General features: G+C 69.1%; 15 protein-coding genes. 13 read left to right on the top strand and 2 right to left on the bottom strand.

Going from position 1 to position 17042, the window contains the following annotated elements; translation table 11 throughout:
• The first annotated feature begins 20 nt into the window (after positions 1 to 20).
• Positions 21 to 767, top strand: coding sequence for a dienelactone hydrolase family protein (locus ACLF3M_RS07090; RefSeq protein WP_430656178.1), 747 nt, complete (start codon positions 21 to 23; stop codon positions 765 to 767).
• 11 nt (positions 768 to 778) lie between these two features.
• The gene (locus tag ACLF3M_RS07085) at positions 779 to 1075 is read left to right on the top strand and encodes a DUF6295 family protein (RefSeq protein WP_430656177.1); all 297 of its coding nucleotides are present in this window, start codon (positions 779 to 781) and stop codon (positions 1073 to 1075) included.
• Here the strand turns inward: ACLF3M_RS07085 and ACLF3M_RS07080 are convergent, their stop codons facing one another.
• Positions 1076 to 2434 carry an MmgE/PrpD family protein gene (locus tag ACLF3M_RS07080; RefSeq protein WP_430656176.1) on the bottom strand — a complete coding sequence of 453 codons (1359 nt, stop codon included), beginning with the start codon at positions 2432 to 2434 and terminating at the stop codon, positions 1076 to 1078. It lies immediately after the preceding gene.
• A gap of 108 nt (positions 2435 to 2542) precedes the next feature.
• Between ACLF3M_RS07080 and ACLF3M_RS07075 the strand changes: the two genes are divergently transcribed.
• The 6 genes from ACLF3M_RS07075 to ACLF3M_RS07050 all read left to right on the top strand — a co-directional run bounded on the left by ACLF3M_RS07075 (position 2543) and on the right by ACLF3M_RS07050 (position 9129).
• Positions 2543 to 3925, top strand: coding sequence for an MmgE/PrpD family protein (locus ACLF3M_RS07075; protein WP_430656174.1), 1383 nt, complete (start codon positions 2543 to 2545; stop codon positions 3923 to 3925).
• Positions 3922 to 4383, top strand: coding sequence for a tripartite tricarboxylate transporter TctB family protein (locus ACLF3M_RS07070; RefSeq protein ID WP_430656173.1), 462 nt, complete (start codon positions 3922 to 3924; stop codon positions 4381 to 4383). Before ACLF3M_RS07075 ends, ACLF3M_RS07070 begins: the two co-directional genes overlap by 4 nt.
• Positions 4384 to 4387: 4 nt before the next feature.
• Positions 4388 to 5890: a tripartite tricarboxylate transporter permease gene (locus ACLF3M_RS07065; protein WP_430656172.1), complete on the top strand. Its 1503-nt coding sequence runs from the start codon at positions 4388 to 4390 to the stop codon at positions 5888 to 5890.
• A gap of 22 nt (positions 5891 to 5912) precedes the next feature.
• A complete protein-coding gene (locus tag ACLF3M_RS07060) occupies positions 5913 to 6881 on the top strand; it encodes a Bug family tripartite tricarboxylate transporter substrate binding protein (RefSeq protein ID WP_430656171.1) in 969 nt (322 codons plus the stop codon).
• Between the two features lie 110 nt (positions 6882 to 6991).
• Complete coding sequence (locus ACLF3M_RS07055; protein WP_430656170.1) at positions 6992 to 8389, top strand: MmgE/PrpD family protein; 1398 nt, start codon at positions 6992 to 6994, stop codon at positions 8387 to 8389.
• Positions 8386 to 9129: an SDR family NAD(P)-dependent oxidoreductase gene (locus tag ACLF3M_RS07050; protein WP_430656169.1), complete on the top strand. Its 744-nt coding sequence runs from the start codon at positions 8386 to 8388 to the stop codon at positions 9127 to 9129. Before ACLF3M_RS07055 ends, ACLF3M_RS07050 begins: the two co-directional genes overlap by 4 nt.
• 300 nt (positions 9130 to 9429) lie before the next feature.
• Here ACLF3M_RS07050 and ACLF3M_RS07045 read toward each other — a convergent pair whose 3' ends face one another.
• Complete coding sequence (locus tag ACLF3M_RS07045) at positions 9430 to 10236, bottom strand: IclR family transcriptional regulator (RefSeq protein WP_430656168.1); 807 nt, start codon at positions 10234 to 10236, stop codon at positions 9430 to 9432.
• Positions 10237 to 10358: 122 nt separating this feature from the next.
• On the opposite strand from ACLF3M_RS07045, the gene ACLF3M_RS07040 reads away from it, so the two are divergent.
• From ACLF3M_RS07040 to ACLF3M_RS07020, 5 genes are all read left to right on the top strand, one after another.
• The gene (locus tag ACLF3M_RS07040; RefSeq protein ID WP_430656167.1) at positions 10359 to 12449 is read left to right on the top strand and encodes a hydantoinase/oxoprolinase family protein; all 2091 of its coding nucleotides are present in this window, start codon (positions 10359 to 10361) and stop codon (positions 12447 to 12449) included.
• Positions 12449 to 14266: a hydantoinase B/oxoprolinase family protein gene (locus tag ACLF3M_RS07035; protein ID WP_430656166.1), complete on the top strand. Its 1818-nt coding sequence runs from the start codon at positions 12449 to 12451 to the stop codon at positions 14264 to 14266. The genes ACLF3M_RS07040 and ACLF3M_RS07035 overlap by 1 nt, the downstream gene beginning before the upstream one ends.
• 11 nt (positions 14267 to 14277) lie before the next feature.
• Positions 14278 to 14685 (top strand): hypothetical protein, encoded by a 408-nt coding sequence (locus tag ACLF3M_RS07030; protein ID WP_430656165.1) that lies wholly within the window; start codon positions 14278 to 14280, stop codon positions 14683 to 14685.
• Between the two features lie 23 nt (positions 14686 to 14708).
• Positions 14709 to 15554, top strand: a complete 846-nt coding sequence (locus tag ACLF3M_RS07025) for a fumarylacetoacetate hydrolase family protein (RefSeq protein WP_430656164.1) — start codon at positions 14709 to 14711, stop codon at positions 15552 to 15554.
• Positions 15555 to 15635: 81 nt separating this feature from the next.
• Positions 15636 to 17018 carry an MFS transporter gene (locus ACLF3M_RS07020; protein WP_430656163.1) on the top strand — a complete coding sequence of 461 codons (1383 nt, stop codon included), beginning with the start codon at positions 15636 to 15638 and terminating at the stop codon, positions 17016 to 17018.
• Positions 17019 to 17042 lie beyond the last annotated feature (24 nt).

Raw genomic sequence — 17042 nt, 5'->3', positions numbered from 1 at the left:
GGCGTGAAGGAGGAACCGCGATGTCGTTCTACCGAGGCATGTCCTGCGGCAATGTCAGCATCACCGGCGATGGCGGCATGCCGATCACCGCGTATGTCGCGAAGCCCGAGGGCAAGGGCCCCTTCCCCGGCGTCGTGCTAATCCATCACCTCCCGGGCTGGAGCGAGTTCTACATCGAGACGACGCGCCGCTTCGCCCACCACGGGTACGTCGCGATCTGCGCCAATCTCTATGAGCGTGCCGGCGCCGGCCATCCCGACGACGTCGCCGCGAAGGTCCGCGCGGAAGGCGGCATCCCCGATGCCCAGATGGTTGGCGACACCGCGGGCGCCGTTGCCTGGATGCGCGGGCAGCCCGAGCACAACGGCAAGGTCGGCCTGTTCGGCTCCTGCTCCGGCGGGCGGCACGCCGTGATCTATGCGAGCCAGCGCAAGGACGTGGATGCCTGCGCCGATCTCTGGGGCGGCCGCGTCGTGATGGGGCCCGACGAGCTCAATGCCAAGACGCCCGTCGCGCCGATCGCGATGACCAAGGATCTGAGCTGCCCGCTGATCGGCATCTTCGGGAACGACGACCGCGCGCCGAATCCCGACCAGGTCAACCAGCACGAGGCGGAGTTGCGGAAGCACGGCAAGGACCACGAATTCCACCGCTACGACGGCGCCGGCCACGGCTTCTTCTACTGGCACCGCCCGCTGTACCGCCCCGAGCAGGCGATGGATGCCTGGGGCAAGCTCCTCGCCTTCTTCGGCAAGCATCTGGCCTAGGGGCGCGCGCCATGTGCACTTCCATCGTGGAGATCGCGCCGGCCGAGGGCATGGCCAAGCGCGGAGACGCCTGGTTCGCGCTGTCGCACGCGGTCGTCGCCTATGACCACGCGCGTCACGCGCCGCTCGGCGATGTCATCACGCTCGACTTCATCAATCGCGCGCTTGATCCCGGCGCGCGGGCGGGCGTCGAGATCACGCTCGAGACCGCGAAGGAACTGCGTGCCGCACTCGATCGCGCCATTGCCGCGGCCGAGTTCGAGGAAGCGGAGATGCGCGGCAAGGGCGCCCTGCCGCGCGCCGCGTGATCAGCCCCGGAACGGCGTGAGGTCGAGCCGCGGCAGGTCGAAGGCGCGCGCGCCGAAGGCGATCAGCGCCGCGGCACGCCCGGCGTCCCAGCCGCCATGGAGGCAGTTGGCCCGGGCCTTAGCCTCGATCTCCGCGCGCGACAGCGGGTCGGCGGCGCCGCCGCGGAGATGGGTCTGGCGCTCCTCCACCACCGATCCATCTCGCAGCGTCGCGCGGATATGGCCGGTATAGGCTCGGGGATAGGGGTTCTCGGGGTCCACGACGTAGGACACCTTCGCACAGAGGGCGCGAAGGTCCGGCCGCTGGACCATCTCCTCGGTGAAGGCTTCCAGCCCCGCGCCGCCGAGGATCAGGCCCGCGGCGATGCAATAGGGAACACTGAACTTCGCGGCATAGGCGTTTGGCGGCGATTGCTTGGAGGCCAGCGGCTCCCACAGCCGGTGCAGGATCCCCTCGGCGGTCTCGCAGGTGATCGAAACGACGTCCTCGGCCGTCACGCCGCGCTTCGCCAGGCGGATCGCGCAATCCGCGAAGGGCTGGGTCATGGTGCCGCTCGCGAAGGGCTTGAAGGCGATCGTCGAACCGACCCATGCCGTGCCGAAGCCGTCCAGCAGTGCCGGCCAATTGCCCTGGGTGGTGCGGGCGAAGCCGTTGAACAGGCCGTGCGGGCCTTCGAAGACAGTGCGGGGGCCGAGGAAGCCGCCCTTGGCCAGCAGTGCCGCGCGCAGCCCGGCCTGCGCCGCCCAGCCGGGATGCAGGCGCTTCGTCCAGGCGCCGTCGGTCAGATACTCTATGATGCCGGCCGCCATCGAACCCGCGACACCGAGCGCATCGACCACCTGGCGCGGCGTCATGCGCATCGCGACCGCGACGGCGAGCGCCGCCGCCGGCGCTCCGAAGACGCAGGTGGGATGGAAGCCCGACTTGTGGACGGCCTTGGGCACCACGGTCGAAAGCCGGCAGGCCGCCTCGGCACCGACGGCGATGCCGCGCAGCACATCCTCTCCCGACAGGCCGAAGCGCTCGGCGGCCGCAAGCACGGCCGGCACGATCACCACGCCAGAATGGATCGGCCCGCCTTCGAAGGTGTCGTCGTAATCCTCGCCGTGGGACGCCGTGCCGTTGACGATGCAGGCGTCGGACGGCCCCAGGCCGCCGGCATGGCCGAACGCCGTGCACACCCCCTGCCCTTCTGACGCGGCGAGCGTTGCCGCGACATAGTCCGTGCCGCGCGCCGCGACGCAAAGGCCGATGATGTCGATCAGCAGGCGCTCGCAGGTTTCCCGCATCGCGGCATCCGGGCGTGCGGCAAGCGCGGCCTCGGCGAGATGTTCGGCGACGGTTGCTGCCTGCGACACGGCGTTGCCCCTTGGTTGCTTGACTGGAAATGTATACAGCGGCACACAGGTGGACCAGCCCGGGTCAGTGGCGGGCCACCAATGCCGGCTCGCAGGAGGAAACCCCGCGTGTCAGCCCCATCGGCAAGGACCGAATACGGCGTTGCCGCTCTCGGCCTCGGCGCGACGCGCAAGCTCGCCAGCTTCATCGCCGATCTGCGCTTCGAGGACCTGCCCAGCGCCGTCGTGCACGAGGCACGGCGCGGCGTGCTGGACTGGGTGGGATGCGCGCTGGCGGCCAGCCGGCATCCCACCATGCGCATCCTTCTCGACACCTTCGCCGCGACAGGGTCGGCCGCGGTCGCGCCGGTACTCGGCCAGGGCGGGCTGCGGCTCGGTCTCCTGGATGCGCCGGTGGCGAACGGCCAGATGGGGCATCTGCTGGACTTCGACGATACGCATATGGGCGGCGTGGTCCTGCACACGTCGTCGCCGCTGCTCGCTGCGCTGCTCGCCCTGGCCGAGCACAGGCCGGTCGGCGGCCGCGACCTCATTGCCGCCTATGTTTCGGGCTTCGAGGCAGGCGTACGTGCCGGCCAGGCCGCGCCGGCGCACCACGACGGCGGCTGGCATCTCACAGGGACGCTCGGCGCCATCGCGGCCGGCGCGGGCGCGGCGCGGCTGCTCGGGTTGGACGCGACGCAGGTGACGCATGCCATCGGCATCGCGGCGACGCAGGCCGGTGGCATGCAGCAGAACCGCGGGACCATGTGCAAGTCCCTTCATGCCGGCAAGGCCGCGTCCTCCGGCGCCTTCGCCGCGCTTCTTGCCGCACGCGGCTTCAACAGCTCGGACGAGATCCTGGAAGGCAGGCGCGGCTTCATCCGGATCTACAGCGGCACAGCCGAGCCCGACCGCATCGCTGATGGGCTCGGCGAGCGCTTCGAACTCTCGCGCAACGGCTACAAGCCCCATGCTTGCGGCGTCGTGCTGCATCCGCTGATCGATGCGATGATCGCGCTGCATCATGAGGCCGGCGTTCCGGCAGACCAGGTCCTGCGCGTGGACCTCGAGGTGCACCCGCATGCCGTGAAGATCACCGGCGTGGACGATCCGGGCTCCGGGCTGATGTCCAAGTTCAGCATCAACCACTCGGCTTCGGTCGCGTATCTCGACGGCGCGGCGGGCATCGCGCAGTACACTGACGCCCGTGCCGGCGCGGCCGACGTGCTGGCCTTCCGCCGGAAGATCGAGGTCAGCACGGCCGAGCGTTTTCGCAAGGACCAGGCGAAGGCGACGCTCATCGCGATCGACGGACGCCGCTTCGAGGCGCCGGTCGCGCACGCTTCGGGCACGGTGGACAATCCGATGTCGGATGCGGCGTTGGAGCGTAAGTTCCTAGGCAACGCAGCCATCGCGCGGGACGAGGCAAGGGCGCGCGCCATCGCCGACCGGATCTGGAGCCTGGAAGAGGTAACGGACATGCGTGACCTCGTGGCACTCTGCCTTTGACGGCCGCGCGCCGCTTCGATATCGACGTGTTCCCGGGCCTCGCGCTGGCCGCGCTGGGCAGCTTCGTCACCTGGCGGTCGCTGGACTGGGAACTCCTCGGCGAGGACGGGCCCGGGCCCGGCTTCTTTCCGCTGGGCTACGGCGTGCTGATGGTCGGGCTGTCCCTTCTACTGGTGGTGCGCGCTGTCATGCGACCTGCTCCAGGCGGGGAGGCGGACTGGACGGGCCATGCGCGTGCGCTGCTGACATGGGCCGCATTCGCCGGCACCGCCTTCGCGATGCAGTGGGTCGGCTTCTTCGCGGGTTTCGCGATCCTGTCCGCCTTCGTGGCGGCGTTCGTGTTCCGGCGCGGCCTGACGCAATCCGTCCTGGTGGGTCTGGCCTGCGCGGCGGGGTTCTGGCTTGTGTTCGATGCCCTCATGAGCGTCGGCTTGCCTACCGGGCCGTGGGGCTTCTGACGGGATGGAGGTCCTCTCCGGCATCGGCCAGGGCTTCGCGGTCGCGCTGCAGCCCATCAACCTGTTCTGGTGCTTCGTCGGCTGCCTGCTCGGTACCATCGTGGGCGTGCTGCCCGGGCTCGGGCCCGCGGCGACCATCGCGCTGCTGCTGCCGCTGACCTTCGGGATGGACCCGACGGGCGGCATCATCATGCTGGCCGGCATCTATTTCGGGGCGAAGTACGGTGGCTCCACCACCTCGATCCTGCTGAACATTCCGGGCGAGGCGTCCTCGGTCGTCACCTGCCTCGATGGCTACCAGATGGCGCGCAACGGGCGCGCGGGCGCGGCGCTCGGCATCGCGGCCATCGCGTCCTTCGTCGCCGGCACCTTCGGCATCGTGGCGCTGACGGTGCTGGCGCCGCCGGTCGCTGCCTTCGCGCTCCGGTTCTCCTCGCCCGAGTATTTCGCGCTGATGGTGCTGGGCCTGTCGCTGGTGGTGGTGCTCGGTGGGTCCTCGCTGCTGAAGGCGCTGCTGTCGCTTCTGGTAGGGCTCTGGCTGACCAGCATCGGGACCGACCTCTTCACCTCGCAGAGCCGCTTCACCTTCGGCTCTTCCTTCCTGCTCGGCGGCATCGACTTCATGATCATCGCGGTCGGCCTCTTCGCCGTTGCCGGCGTGCTGGAAAGCATCCAGCAGGGCGAGGAGAACACGCCGCTCCCTGTGCCCAGAACCCTGAGGGCGTTGCTGCCGAGCTGGGAGGAATTGAAGGCCTGCCGCTTCGCCTTCCTCAACGGCTCCGTCGTCGGCTTCATCGTGGGCGTCCTGCCGGGGGCGGGCTCGGCCATCGCGTCTTTTATCGCCTACGGCGTGGAGAAGGCCGTCTCCCGTCACCCCGAGAAATTCGGCACAGGCGTGCCGGAAGGCGTGGCGGCGCCGGAGGGCGCGAACAACGCGGATTCGGGTGGCGCGCTCGTGCCGCTGCTGACGCTCGGCATCCCTGGCGGCGGGACGACGGCCATCCTGCTCGCGGCCCTGGTGGTCTGGGGCGTGAAGCCTGGCCCGATGATGATGCAGGAAAGCCCGCAGGTCTTCTGGGGGCTGGTCGCCAGCCTCTACATCGGCAACCTCATGCTGCTGGTGCTGAACCTGCCCCTGGTGCCGCTATTCGCGCAGATCCTGCGCATCCCGCTCTACGTCCTCTTTCCAATGATCCTCGGCCTGTCGCTAGTCGGCGCCTATTCGGTCTCCGACAACCTGCTCAACCTGATGTTGCTCTCGGGGTTCGGGTTGCTCGGCTATGCCATGGCCAAGTTCGGATTTCCCGCGGCGCCGCTGGTCCTTGGTTTCGTGCTCGGCGATTCCATGGAACGGGCGGTGCGGCAATCCCTGACCATGTCCATGGGCGATCCATCGATCCTCGTGGAGCGGCCGATCTCCGCCGTCATGCTGGCAATGGCCGCGCTCATCCTGGTATCGCCCGTGCTTATGAAGATGGCGCGCCGGCGCCGCATCGCTGGAAGCTAGAACAAGAAGAAGGGAGAAGAGCATGCAGCGTCGTCCGCTTCTCGCCGCCGGTGCGGCGCTCGCCTTGATCACGCCGGCGCGCGCGGCCTGGGGACCGTCCCGCCCGATCGAGCTCGTCGCGCATAACGGACCGGGCAGCGGACCCGACGTGTTCGCCCGCGCGCTGATTTCCACCATCGAGCAGGAGAGGCTATTCGGCGGCCGCATCCAGGTTGCCAACCGCGTTGGCGGTGGCGGTGCGACAGCCATGAACTATGTCGTGGAGAAGCGAGGCGACCCCCATGTCATCAGCGTCTGGACGAGCCTCTGGACCTCGCTGCCGCTCGTGCAAGCGGAAGCGCGTGCGACGCTGGCGGACATGACGCCGATCTGCCGCATGGCGATCGAGCCGGCGCTGATCGTGGTCCGCGCCGACAGCCCACACCGCAGCTTTGCCGACCTGGTCGCCGCCGCGAAGGCGCGCCCTGGTTCCGTGCGACAGTCCGGCGGGTCTCCTACCGCCCGTGACGGCATGATGCGCCAGGTCCTGATGCAGCACACCGGTGCACGCTGGGCCTTCATCTCCTTTCCCTCGGGCGGGGAGCGGATGGCTGCGCTGCTCGGTGGTCATGTCGACATGATGATCATCGAGCCGAGCGAGGCAGGCGAGCAGGTGCGTGCCGGTCGGCTGCGCGTGCTCGCACAGCTCAATCCGACGCGCCTACCCGGCTTCCCCGGCGTGCCGACGTTGAGCGAGGCCGGCTTCCCCGTGAACGACGTGGTGCAGGCGCGCGGGATCGTTGCACCTCCGGGCATGCCGGCCGAGGCCGTCGAGTTTTACACGGAGCTCTTCGGACGGCTGTCGGACAGCGCGGGCTGGAAGAAGTATCTCGACGACAACCAATTCCACGGAGCCTGGCTCGGCCCCCAGGAAACCGCGACCTTCTTCGGCGAATACCAGGCGCAGTTGCGCGGCATCCTGCAGGAAGCTGGCGTGCGCCTGACGCGCTAGGCGTGATCGCCCCAGTCGCCGGGGCGACGGGCCACATCGCGGGCCATGGCACCGCGATCGTCGGCGGCCCGGCGCTGCCACGCCTGGGCCGCATCTAGGGAAGCAAGCCGATGGCCGCACCGTCAAAGCAGGCTCTGTCGGACGAAGTCGTCGCGCTCTCCACCTACATGGCGGATGCTGCGCATCGCCCGCTGGCCGAGGATGTCGAGCGCAAGACGCGCTTGCACCTGCTGGACAGCATCGCTGCCATCGTCTCCGGCACGCAGTTGGCCGCGGGGCTCCTGGGCTCTCGCTTCGCGGCCTCGATGGGCGGGGTCGAGGAGGCGCTGGCGGTTGGTGCGCGGGTGCTGCTCCCGGCAGCACAGGCCGCCTTCGCCAATGCCATGGCCGCGCATGGCGACGAGACGGACGACAGCCACCTGGCCGGCCGCTGCCACCCCGGCTGCGCCGTCGTGCCCGCCGCCCTCGCTGTTGCGGAGCGCGAGAATGCCGACGGCGCTGCGCTGCTGCGCGCAGTCGCGCTGGGCTACGATGTTTGCGTGCGGGTGAACGTCGCGCTCGGCTTCCCCTCACCCGCCAAGGCGAAGCACAGCACCCATTCCATCGGGCCCGCCTTCGGCGCCGCTGCCGCCGCGGGCGTCCTGCTGAGGCTCGACGCGCGGCAGATGCGCCACCTGCTGTCCTACGCGGCCCAGCAGGCCAGCGGCATTCCTTTCTGGAACCGTGATCCCCACCACGTCGAGAAGGCCTTCGACTTTGCGGCCATGCCCGCGCGCAACGGCACGCTGGGTGCGCTGATGGTGGCGTCGGGCTTCACCGGCGTGGACGATCCGCTGACCGGCCAGCACAACCTGTTCGCGGCCTTTGCGGACAGGCAGGACCGCGCCGAGCTGGTCAATGGCCTCGGCAGCCGCTTCGAGATCATGCGCGCCTCCATCAAGAGGTGGTGCGTGGGCAGCCCGATTCAGGCCGTACTGGACGCGATCGTCGCCATTACCGACGGCGCGCCGCAAAGCCCCGACGCCATCGAGGCGATCACGCTGACCGTGCCGGACGACCGCATCCACATCGTCGACGACCGCTCGATGCCCGATGTCTGCGTGCAGCATATGGCCGCTGTCGTGCTGCTCGACGGCACGGTGAGCTTCGCCGCCGCGCACGACGTCGCGCGCATGAAGGATCCCGCCGTGCTCGCGATGCGGTCGAAGATGGTGCTGGTACCGAGTCCGGAGCTCACGGCCGCCGTGCCCGCCCGCCAGGCAATCGTCGAGATCCGGTTCACCGGCGGTCAGCAACGCCGCCATCGCGCGGTCGCGGTGCGCGGCACGCCGGACAACCCGATGCCGGAGATCGAGGTGGAGGCCAAGGCTCTCGATCTCTGCACGCCCCTGCTCGGGCGCGACCGCGCCGGCGCCCTGATCTCGGCCGTGCGCACCATCGATGCGCGTCGCGTTCGTGATCTTCGTCCGCTGTTGCGGATCGACGCGATGCCGGAGGGTCATTCATGACAGCCACCCCGATGCTGGGCCATGTCGCCCTGATCACCGGCGGCGTGCGGCGCATCGGCCGCGCCTGCGCGCTGGCGCTGACGGAGGAGGGTGCGGACATCGTCCTGCATGCCCGCTCCTCCCGCGAGGAGGCGGAGGCCCTCGCGCAGGAGATCGAGGCCCGGGGGCGTCGGGCAATGGTCACCCTCTGCGACATCACCAACGAGGCGGGCGTCGAGGCGATGTTCGCCGAGATCGACCTGGTCTTTGGGCGCCTCGATATCCTGGTGAACAACGCGGCGCTGCGCGGCGAGGAGCCTTTCACCGACATGTCGTATGCCCGTTGGAAGGAGATCACCGGCGTGGTGCTGGACGGCGCCTTCCTGTGTTCCCGCGCCGCGCTCCGGCGGATGGCGTCCCGTGGCTACGGTCGGATCGTCAGCATGGGCGGCGTCAGTTCGCATCTCGGCGCGAAGGAACGCGCGCATGTCGGCACCGCGAAGGCCGGCATCATCGGCTTGACACGCGCGCTGGCTGTCGAGTTCGCGGCGACGGGGGTCACCGTCAACTGCGTGGTCCCAGGCAAGATCGGCGGTAAGCGCGCGGCGACGGCCGGAAAGGGCATCGCCGGCATGCCGATCGTCGGTCGGGAGGGCGTGCCGGAAGACGTGTCGGAAGTGGTGCGCCTGCTGTGTCGCCCCGCGAGTTCCTTCATTACGGGGCAGACCATCCATGTGAATGGCGGTCTGTTCCTGCCGTGATCGCAGGCGGAGCGCCTCTACTCCGCGGTGACGCCCGCCGCACGGATCAAGGGAACCCACATCGCGAGCTCACGGTGAACTGCCGCGCCTGCACGGGAATCTAGGCGAGATCTACCGTGAGGAGGTCGCCCGACTGCGGGAGGCGCTCGCGAGGGAGGGCGGCCCGACCTCAGACGCGAGAAGCCGGTTGGCGTGTGCCAACCGGCTTGATGTGTTCCTTAGTTCAGAATCGGTGGATGCGGGCACACGCAAGCATCTTGATTTACTGCTGGTTGCCTGAACCCAGCACCGCGCTCTCGTTCATCCGGCGGCGCTGAACGCCGATCCCAGTTCCCGCGCGCGCGCAACAAGCGGCGCCCGCACCGCCTCGACGAAGTCCTCCTTCGGCACACGCACGGCCGGGGCCGCGACGCTCAGCGCCGCTACCGAGTAGCCGTCACGGTCCAGAACCGGGGCGGCAAGGACGCGAAGGCCGTTCACGCTTGCCCAGTCGCTCAGCGCGGTGCCGTTGCGCCGCACCTCAGCGAGTCGGTCGCGCAGTTCGTCCGCGCTTGCAGGGGCGTCCGGACCGATCCGTTCGAATCGCGCGGTCCGGAGAACCGTGTCGAGGTCCGGCGCGGGCAGGAAGGCCAGCAGCGCCTGGCCGATCGCTGTTGCCGTCGCAGGGATGCGGGAGCCGACTCGGATGTCCACGCCGATGCGCACGAGCCCGGCCTGCACGCGCTCGACATAGACGATGTCGTCCCCGTCCAGCACGCCCAGGCTCGCGGCTTCGTTGACCTCCTCGACCAGGGAGCGGAGGAGCGGGCGAGCCAGGTCGCGCAAGCCGGTGCGGGCGATGGCATTGAAGCCGAGTTCGAGCGGCTTGAGCGTCAGGCGGAAGCGTCGCGTGCCGGACACCTTTGCGACGTATCCGAGCGACACGAGGGTGTTGAGCAGCCGGAACGTCGTGCCGTCGTCGAGGCCGGCGCGGCGCGCGACCTCGCTCTGCAGAAGCTCCGGCTCCTCGGCGGTGAACGCCTCCAGCACGCGAAAGCCCTTGGCCAGCGAGTGCACGAGATTCTTGTCCTTCGTCCCGGAAGGCCCGTCCTGCGCGATCTTCGGCATGCGAAGTTCTCTTCGATTTTCTGTTGACAGTGGTCGGCCTGCGCCGATACACGATCGGCGTCCAGTGCGAAGTCTACTTCGCATTCCGAAGATCAGTCAAGACCACCAGGAGGAAGCGCCCCATGCCGCTCGACGACGCCCCTGCCGGCGCCCGCCCGAAACTCCGCATGGCCGTGGACATCGGCGGCACCTTCACCGATCTCGCGGCCTTCGACGAAGCCGCCGGCGAGCTGCGCTTCGGCAAGGCCCTGACCACGCACGGCAAGCTCGTGGACGGCATCCAAAACACCGTGGACATCGCCGGCGCCTCCTTCGCGGACGCGCACCTCTTCCTCCACGGCTCCACTATCGCCATCAACACGCTGCTCGAGCGGACCGGCGCCAAGACCGTCCTGCTCGTCACCGAGGGCTTCCGGGACATCTACGAGATCGGGCGCGTCAACCGGCCCGACGCCTACAACCTGTTCTTCAAGAAGCACGTGCCCCTGGTGGACCGCTCCTCGCGCTTCGAGGTGCATGAGCGGCTGCTGGCGAGCGGCGCGGTCCACAAGCCGCTCGACGAGGACAATCTGCGCTCCGTCCTCCGCTCGCTCGAGCCGGGCCAGGTGGAGGCGGTCGCTATCCTGCTCCTCCACTCCTACCGCAACCCCGCACATGAGGTCCGGGTAAAGCAGATCGTGACGGAGGAGCTGCCGGGCGCCTTCGTCAGCGCTTCTCACGAACTCAGCCAGGAATACCGGGAGTTCGAGCGCGTCTCGACAGTCGCCGCCAACGCCTATGTCGGGCCGCGGGTCGCGACCTATCTCGGCGAGCTTTCCGACCATCTCGCCCGCCACGACTTCGGCGGCGCGTTCTTCGTCGTGCAGTCCACCGGCGGGCTGTTTCCGGTGGAGCATGCGCGGCGCGACTGCGTGCGCATGCTGGAATCGGGCCCCGCCGCCGGCGTCATCGGCACCCAGGCAATCTGCGAGGGGCTCGGGCTCTCCGACGCCATCGCCTTCGACATGGGCGGCACCACGGCCAAGGCGGGCGTGATCTACCGCGGCAAGCCGCTGACCACCGGATCCGCGCTGCTTGGTGGCTACGACCAAGCGCTGCCGATCCAGATCCCGATGACCGACATCTTCGAGGTCGGCACCGGCGGTGGCTCCATAGCGCGCCTCGGCCAGGGCAATGCACTGCGCGTCGGTCCACAGAGCGCGGGCTCCATGCCGGGCCCCGTCTGCTACGGCCGCGGCGGCACCGAGCCGACCGTTACGGACGCCAACCTCCTGCTCGGCCGCCTCGACCCCGACCACTTCCTCGGCGGCACCATGGCGCTCGACCTCGCCGGCGCCGAGCGCGCGATGCATGAGAAAATCGCGGGCCCGCTCGGCATGGACGTGCACGCGGCCGCCGACGGCATCCTGCGCATCGCGGTGACCACGATGTCCTACGCCGTGAAGGCGGTGACGACGGAGCGCGGCCTCGATGTCGGCGGTTTCGTCATGGCGGTCTATGGCGGCGCCGGTCCTCTTCACGCCTCCGCCATCGCGCGGGAGATCGGCATCCGCCGCGTGATGATCCCCTACGCGCCGGGCTACTTCTCGGCCTACGGGATGCTGTTCTCCGACCTCCGCTACGACTACGTCCGGTCCTGCTTCCGCCGCCTCGCCACGGCGGACTTCGCCGAGATCGAAGGCATCTACGCCGGCATGGAGAGCGAAGGACGGACGGCCATCAAGGCCTCCGCCGTCACGCCGGAGCGGATCGAGATCGAGCGCGCCGCCGACATGCGCTACGTCGGCCAGGAACACGCGGTGACGGTCGAGCTGCCGCGCGAGGTCTTCGAGCGCGGCGACCGCGAGGCGATCAAGCGCCACTTCGACGCCCAGCACGAGGTCCGCTACGGCACCAGCGCCCCGGGCGAGCCGGCGGAGCTCGTCTCGTTGCGCGTCACCGTCTCCGGCGTCATGCGCAAGCCGCCGCGGCATTCCGTGCCCGCCGGCGGGCCGGATCCGGACGCCGAGGCGCTGGTCCGGCGCAAGCAGGCCTATTTCGGCCGGCTCATGGACACGCCGGTCTACACGCGGGACCGCCTCAAGGCCGGGAACCGGATCAGCGGCCCTGCCCTCATCGAGGAGCATGCCTCCACCACCGTCCTCCAGCCCGGCGACGCGCTGGAGGTGGACGCCGCCGGCAACCTTCTCATCGCCATCGGGAGCGACGCGTGATGAACGACACCGCCAAGGCCGCCACCGCGAAGGTGGACGCCGTCACCGTCGAGATCGTGCGCCGCGGCCTGCTCGCCGTGACGGAGGAGATGAAGACCAACCTGATGAGGACCGCCTACAACCTCATCATCTACGAGGCGCTGGACTTCACCGTCGGTCTCTTCACGAAGGAGGGCGACACCGTCTCCATCGGGCTCGGGCTGCCGATGTTCATCCGCGGCATGTCGGAGACGGTGAAGGCGAAGATCCGCCGCTTCGGCTACGAGAACATCCACGAGGGCGACATCCTCGTCACCAACGACGCCTACACGACGGGCTCGCACCTCAACCACTTCACCTTCACAATGCCGATCTTCCACGAGGGCGAGCTGATCGGCTTCACCTGCTGCATGGCCCATTGGCTCGACGTGGGCGGGACGCTCGGCACCGTCACGACGGACATCTGGTCCGAGGGCATCCAGATCCCGATCGTGAAGTACCGCCGCCGGGGCGAGGTGAACCAGGAGCTGGTAGACATCATCGCTATGAACGTCCGCCTGTCCGAGAAGGCGATGGGCGACCTGCGCGCCCAGATCGTCGCGATCACGACGGGCGAGCGGCGCTACCTCGAGCTCGTCACCCGCTACGGCTGGCAGGCCGTGCGTGATTCCATTGCCGTCATCATGGACCAGTCGGAGGCGCTGGCCCGCGCCAACACGCTCAACATACCCGACGGCGTCTACGAGGCCGAGAGCTTCATGGACGACGACGGGCTGGAGGTTGGCGAGCCCGTGCCCATCCGGGTGCGCGTGGAGAAGCGCGGCGACCGCATGACGGTCGACCTCTCCGACGTCGCGAAGCAGGTCCGCGGCTTCTACAATTCCGGCGTCACCACAGGGATCGCCTGCGCCCAGGTCGCCTTCAAGTGCCTGGCGACACCGACGGACTATCCCGTGAACGAAGGGTCCTTCCGCAACCTCGACGTGATCATGCCGATGGGTACGGTCGTCTCCGCCGAGCGACCGGCGCCGATGCGGGTGTGGATGACGTATCCGATGACGGTCATCGACACGATCTTCAAGGCGATGGCGAAGGCGATCCCGGATCGCGTCGCCTCCGGCCACCATGCCGACCTGGTCTTCCCGAACATCCACGGCATCAACCCCGCCGACGGCAAGTTCTACATCGTCGGTATCGGCCCGCTCGGCGGCGGCTGGGGCGCGAAGGCGAGCGAGGACGGCGTTTCCGCCACCGTCTGCATCAACGACGGCGACACCCACAACAGCCCGACCGAGCAGCTCGAGGCCAAATACCCGGTGCTGGTCGAGCGGTACGCTCTGCGCGAGGACAGCGGCGGGGCCGGGCGGAACCGCGGCGGCCTGGGCTGCGAGCAGGTCGTACGTGCCCTTGCCCCCTTCCAGCTGACGACGCGCATCGATCGCGTGCATTGCAAGCCCTGGGGCCTGGATGGCGGGCACGACGCTGCGGGCAACGGCATCGGCCTGCGCCGGAGTGGCGAATGGGGGTTCGAGTTCCCGAACGCGAAGGTCTTCAACGTGCGCCTGAAGGCCGGCGACGCCTACATGATGCGCTCCGGCGGCGGCGGCGGCTTCGGCCCGCCGGTGGAGCGCGACCCCATCCGCGTCGCCCACGACGTGCGCCAGGGCTACGTCTCGCGCAGCGCAGCGCTTTCAACCTACCGTGTCGTGCTCGATGTCAGGGGCGAGGTGGACGAGGCGGCAACGCGCGGTCTCCGAGCCCGCACGGATGTCGTGGCGCCGAGCGCCGCGACGCAGGATGCGGACACCGGCCCGCAGCTCGACATGACCCCGGGCTGAGGAGCGGGGCCGTGACGACGGCGAATGAAGGCCTCGTGCAGCGTGTCTCGCGCGTCGCGAACCTCTGGCGCGCGGTCGTCTCCCGCCCCGTCCACCCGGTCGGATGCACCTGCATGGGCCATTTCCTGATCCCCGCAATGGACCCGACGGACATGGAGGCCGACATACTGGACTACATGCGCGGCCGCTACGCTGAGGAGGGCGTCGCACCGCTCGTCGCCCTGCTGGACGCGCGCGAGCGAGAGCGCGAGGCGACGGAGATCCGCGCCCTCGCCTTCCGTGCCTGGCTGCTGCGCCTGCCTTCCGCCGGCGTGGAGCCCGCGGCGCTCGACCGCTTCGTCGCGGATCTCACCGCGACGCTCGAATCCTTCACCCCAACCGACCCATCCGCCGGCAGCGGCGGACTGATCTGCACCTGAACGCAAGAACGGAAGGACACGTCATGCGCCTCGTCTCGTTCCTCCACGGCGACCGCCCCGCCTGCGGCGTGGTCCAGGGAGATGCAATCCTCGTCGCCCCGACAACGCCTTACGCCGACCTGAAGGCGGTGATCGCGGCCGACGCCGTCGCGGAGTTCGCGCGCCTCTGCGAAGGGTCGGGCCAGCGCGTGCCGCTCGGCGGCGCGACGCTGCTTCCGCTCATCCCGAATCCAGGCAAGATCCTCTGCGTCGGCCTGAACTACGAGGACCACCGGCGCGAGACCGGCCGCGCGGTCGTTGAGAACCCGACGATCTTCACGCGCTTCGCGGACAGCCAGGCCGCGCACCTCCAGCCGCTGCTGCGCCCCCGCGTCTCGACCGACTTCGACTACGAGGGCGAGCTCGCCGTGGTGATCGGCAAGGGCGGCCGCTACATCCCGCGCGACCGGGCCTTCGAGCACGTTGCCGGCTACTCCTGCTACAACGACGGCTCGGTCCGCGACTGGCAGCGCCACACGATCCAGTTCACGCCGGGCAAAAACTTCCCGCAGACCGGCGCCTTCGGCCCCTTTCTCGTCACGCCGGACGAGGTGCCGGACCTCGACGCGCTGACGCTGACCACCCGCGTCAACGGCCAGGTCGTGCAGCAGGCCGGGCTCGATCACATGATCTTCGACGTGCCGCGGATCATCGAGTACTGCTCCGCCTTCACGCCGCTTTCCCCCGGCGACGTGATCGCCACCGGCACGCCGGGCGGCGTGGGCGCGAAGCGCCAACCACCACTCTGGCTGAAGCCCGGCGACACCGTCGAGGTCGAGATCACCGGCATCGGCTTGCTGCGCAACGGAATCGCCGACGAGGCGGCCTGACACCACCGCCGGCGGGTGGCGGCGGCGCCACCCGCTACTGCTGTGACGTCACGACGAACGAACTCAAGGGAGGAACCGGCGATGTCCGCCGCGACCCATGCTGCGCCCGAAGGCCGCATCTCTGACGGCGCCGCCAACATCGCGGCCCGCATCGAACGGCTGCCGATCACGCCGCGCGTCTTCTGGACGCGCAACATCATCGGCGCGGCAACCTTCTTCGACGGCTACACCGTCCTCGCCATCGCCTATGCGATGCCGGTGCTGGTGCGAGAGTGGCAACTCTCGCCGGGCCAGGTCGGGATGATCCTCTCGGCGGGATACCTCGGCCAGCTCATCGGCGCCGTCGTCTTCGGCGCGCTGGCGGAGCGCCTGGGTCGGCTGCGCGTCCTCCTCTTCACGATCCTGCTCTTCGTCGCGATGGACGTCGGCTGTCTGTTCGCCACGGGGCCGGTGATGATGATCGCCCTGCGCTTCCTCCAGGGCATCGGCACGGGCGGCGAGGTCCCGGTCGCGAGCGCCTACATCAACGAGTATATCGGCGCGAAGGGCCGGGGGCGCTTCTTCCTGCTCTACGAGGTGATGTTCCTCTTCGGCCTGCTCGGCGCTGGCCTGATCGGCTACCTCCTTGTGCCCGTCTATGGCTGGAAGGCGATGTTTGCCGTCGGCCTCGTCCCCGCCGTCATCATGATCCCGCTCCGGTTCTTCATGAAGGAATCGCCGCGCTGGCTGGCCGCGAAGGGGCGTTACGCGGAAGCGGATCGCATCGTCGCCGACCTTGAGCAGAGCGCGGTCGCACGCGGCGGCCCCCTGCCGCCGCCTGTCCCGACCGCGGCGCCGAAGGCCGCCGGATCGGATTGGCGCGAGCTTTTCGGCGGCATCTATCTGAAGCGCACGCTGACGATCTGGGCTCTCTGGTTCTGCTCCTACGTCGTCGCGAACGGGACGATTACCTGGCTGCCCACGCTTTACCGCGAGACCTTCGGCCTCGATCTGCGGACGAGCCTTGGCTACGGCTTCATCACATCGGCGGCCGGCGTGGTCGCTGCGGTGATCTGCGCGCTGCTGATCGACCGCGTCGGCCGCAAGCGCTGGTACGCCTGGGCCTTCCTGCTGGCGTCGCTGCCGCTCCTGGTTCTGACGAGCCTCGGCGCGACGTCTGCGATGCAGGTGCTGCTCCTCGCGGGGCTCGCCTACGCCGTCGTCCAGACCATCACCTTCTCGCTCTACCTATACTCCGCGGAGCTTTATCCGACTCGGCTCCGCGCGATCGGCACCGGCCTCGGCAGCGCATGGCTGCGGCTCGGCTCCTCCGCCGGCCCGCTCCTAGTAGGCGCGGTCATCTCGGGCCTCGGCATCCGCTATGTCTTCGCGATCTTCGCGGCGGTGCTGCTGGCCGGCGCCGCGGTCACCGTGGCCTTCGCCATCGAGACGCGGGGCCGCGTGCTGGAGGAACTCTCGCCCTAGCAGCGGGAGGTGCAACCCCGTCGG

It is taken from the genome of Falsiroseomonas sp. HW251 (assembly GCF_050563545.1).
Lineage (GTDB): Bacteria > Pseudomonadota > Alphaproteobacteria > Acetobacterales > Acetobacteraceae > Falsiroseomonas.
This window is presented reverse-complemented; position numbering and strand designations above follow the sequence as displayed.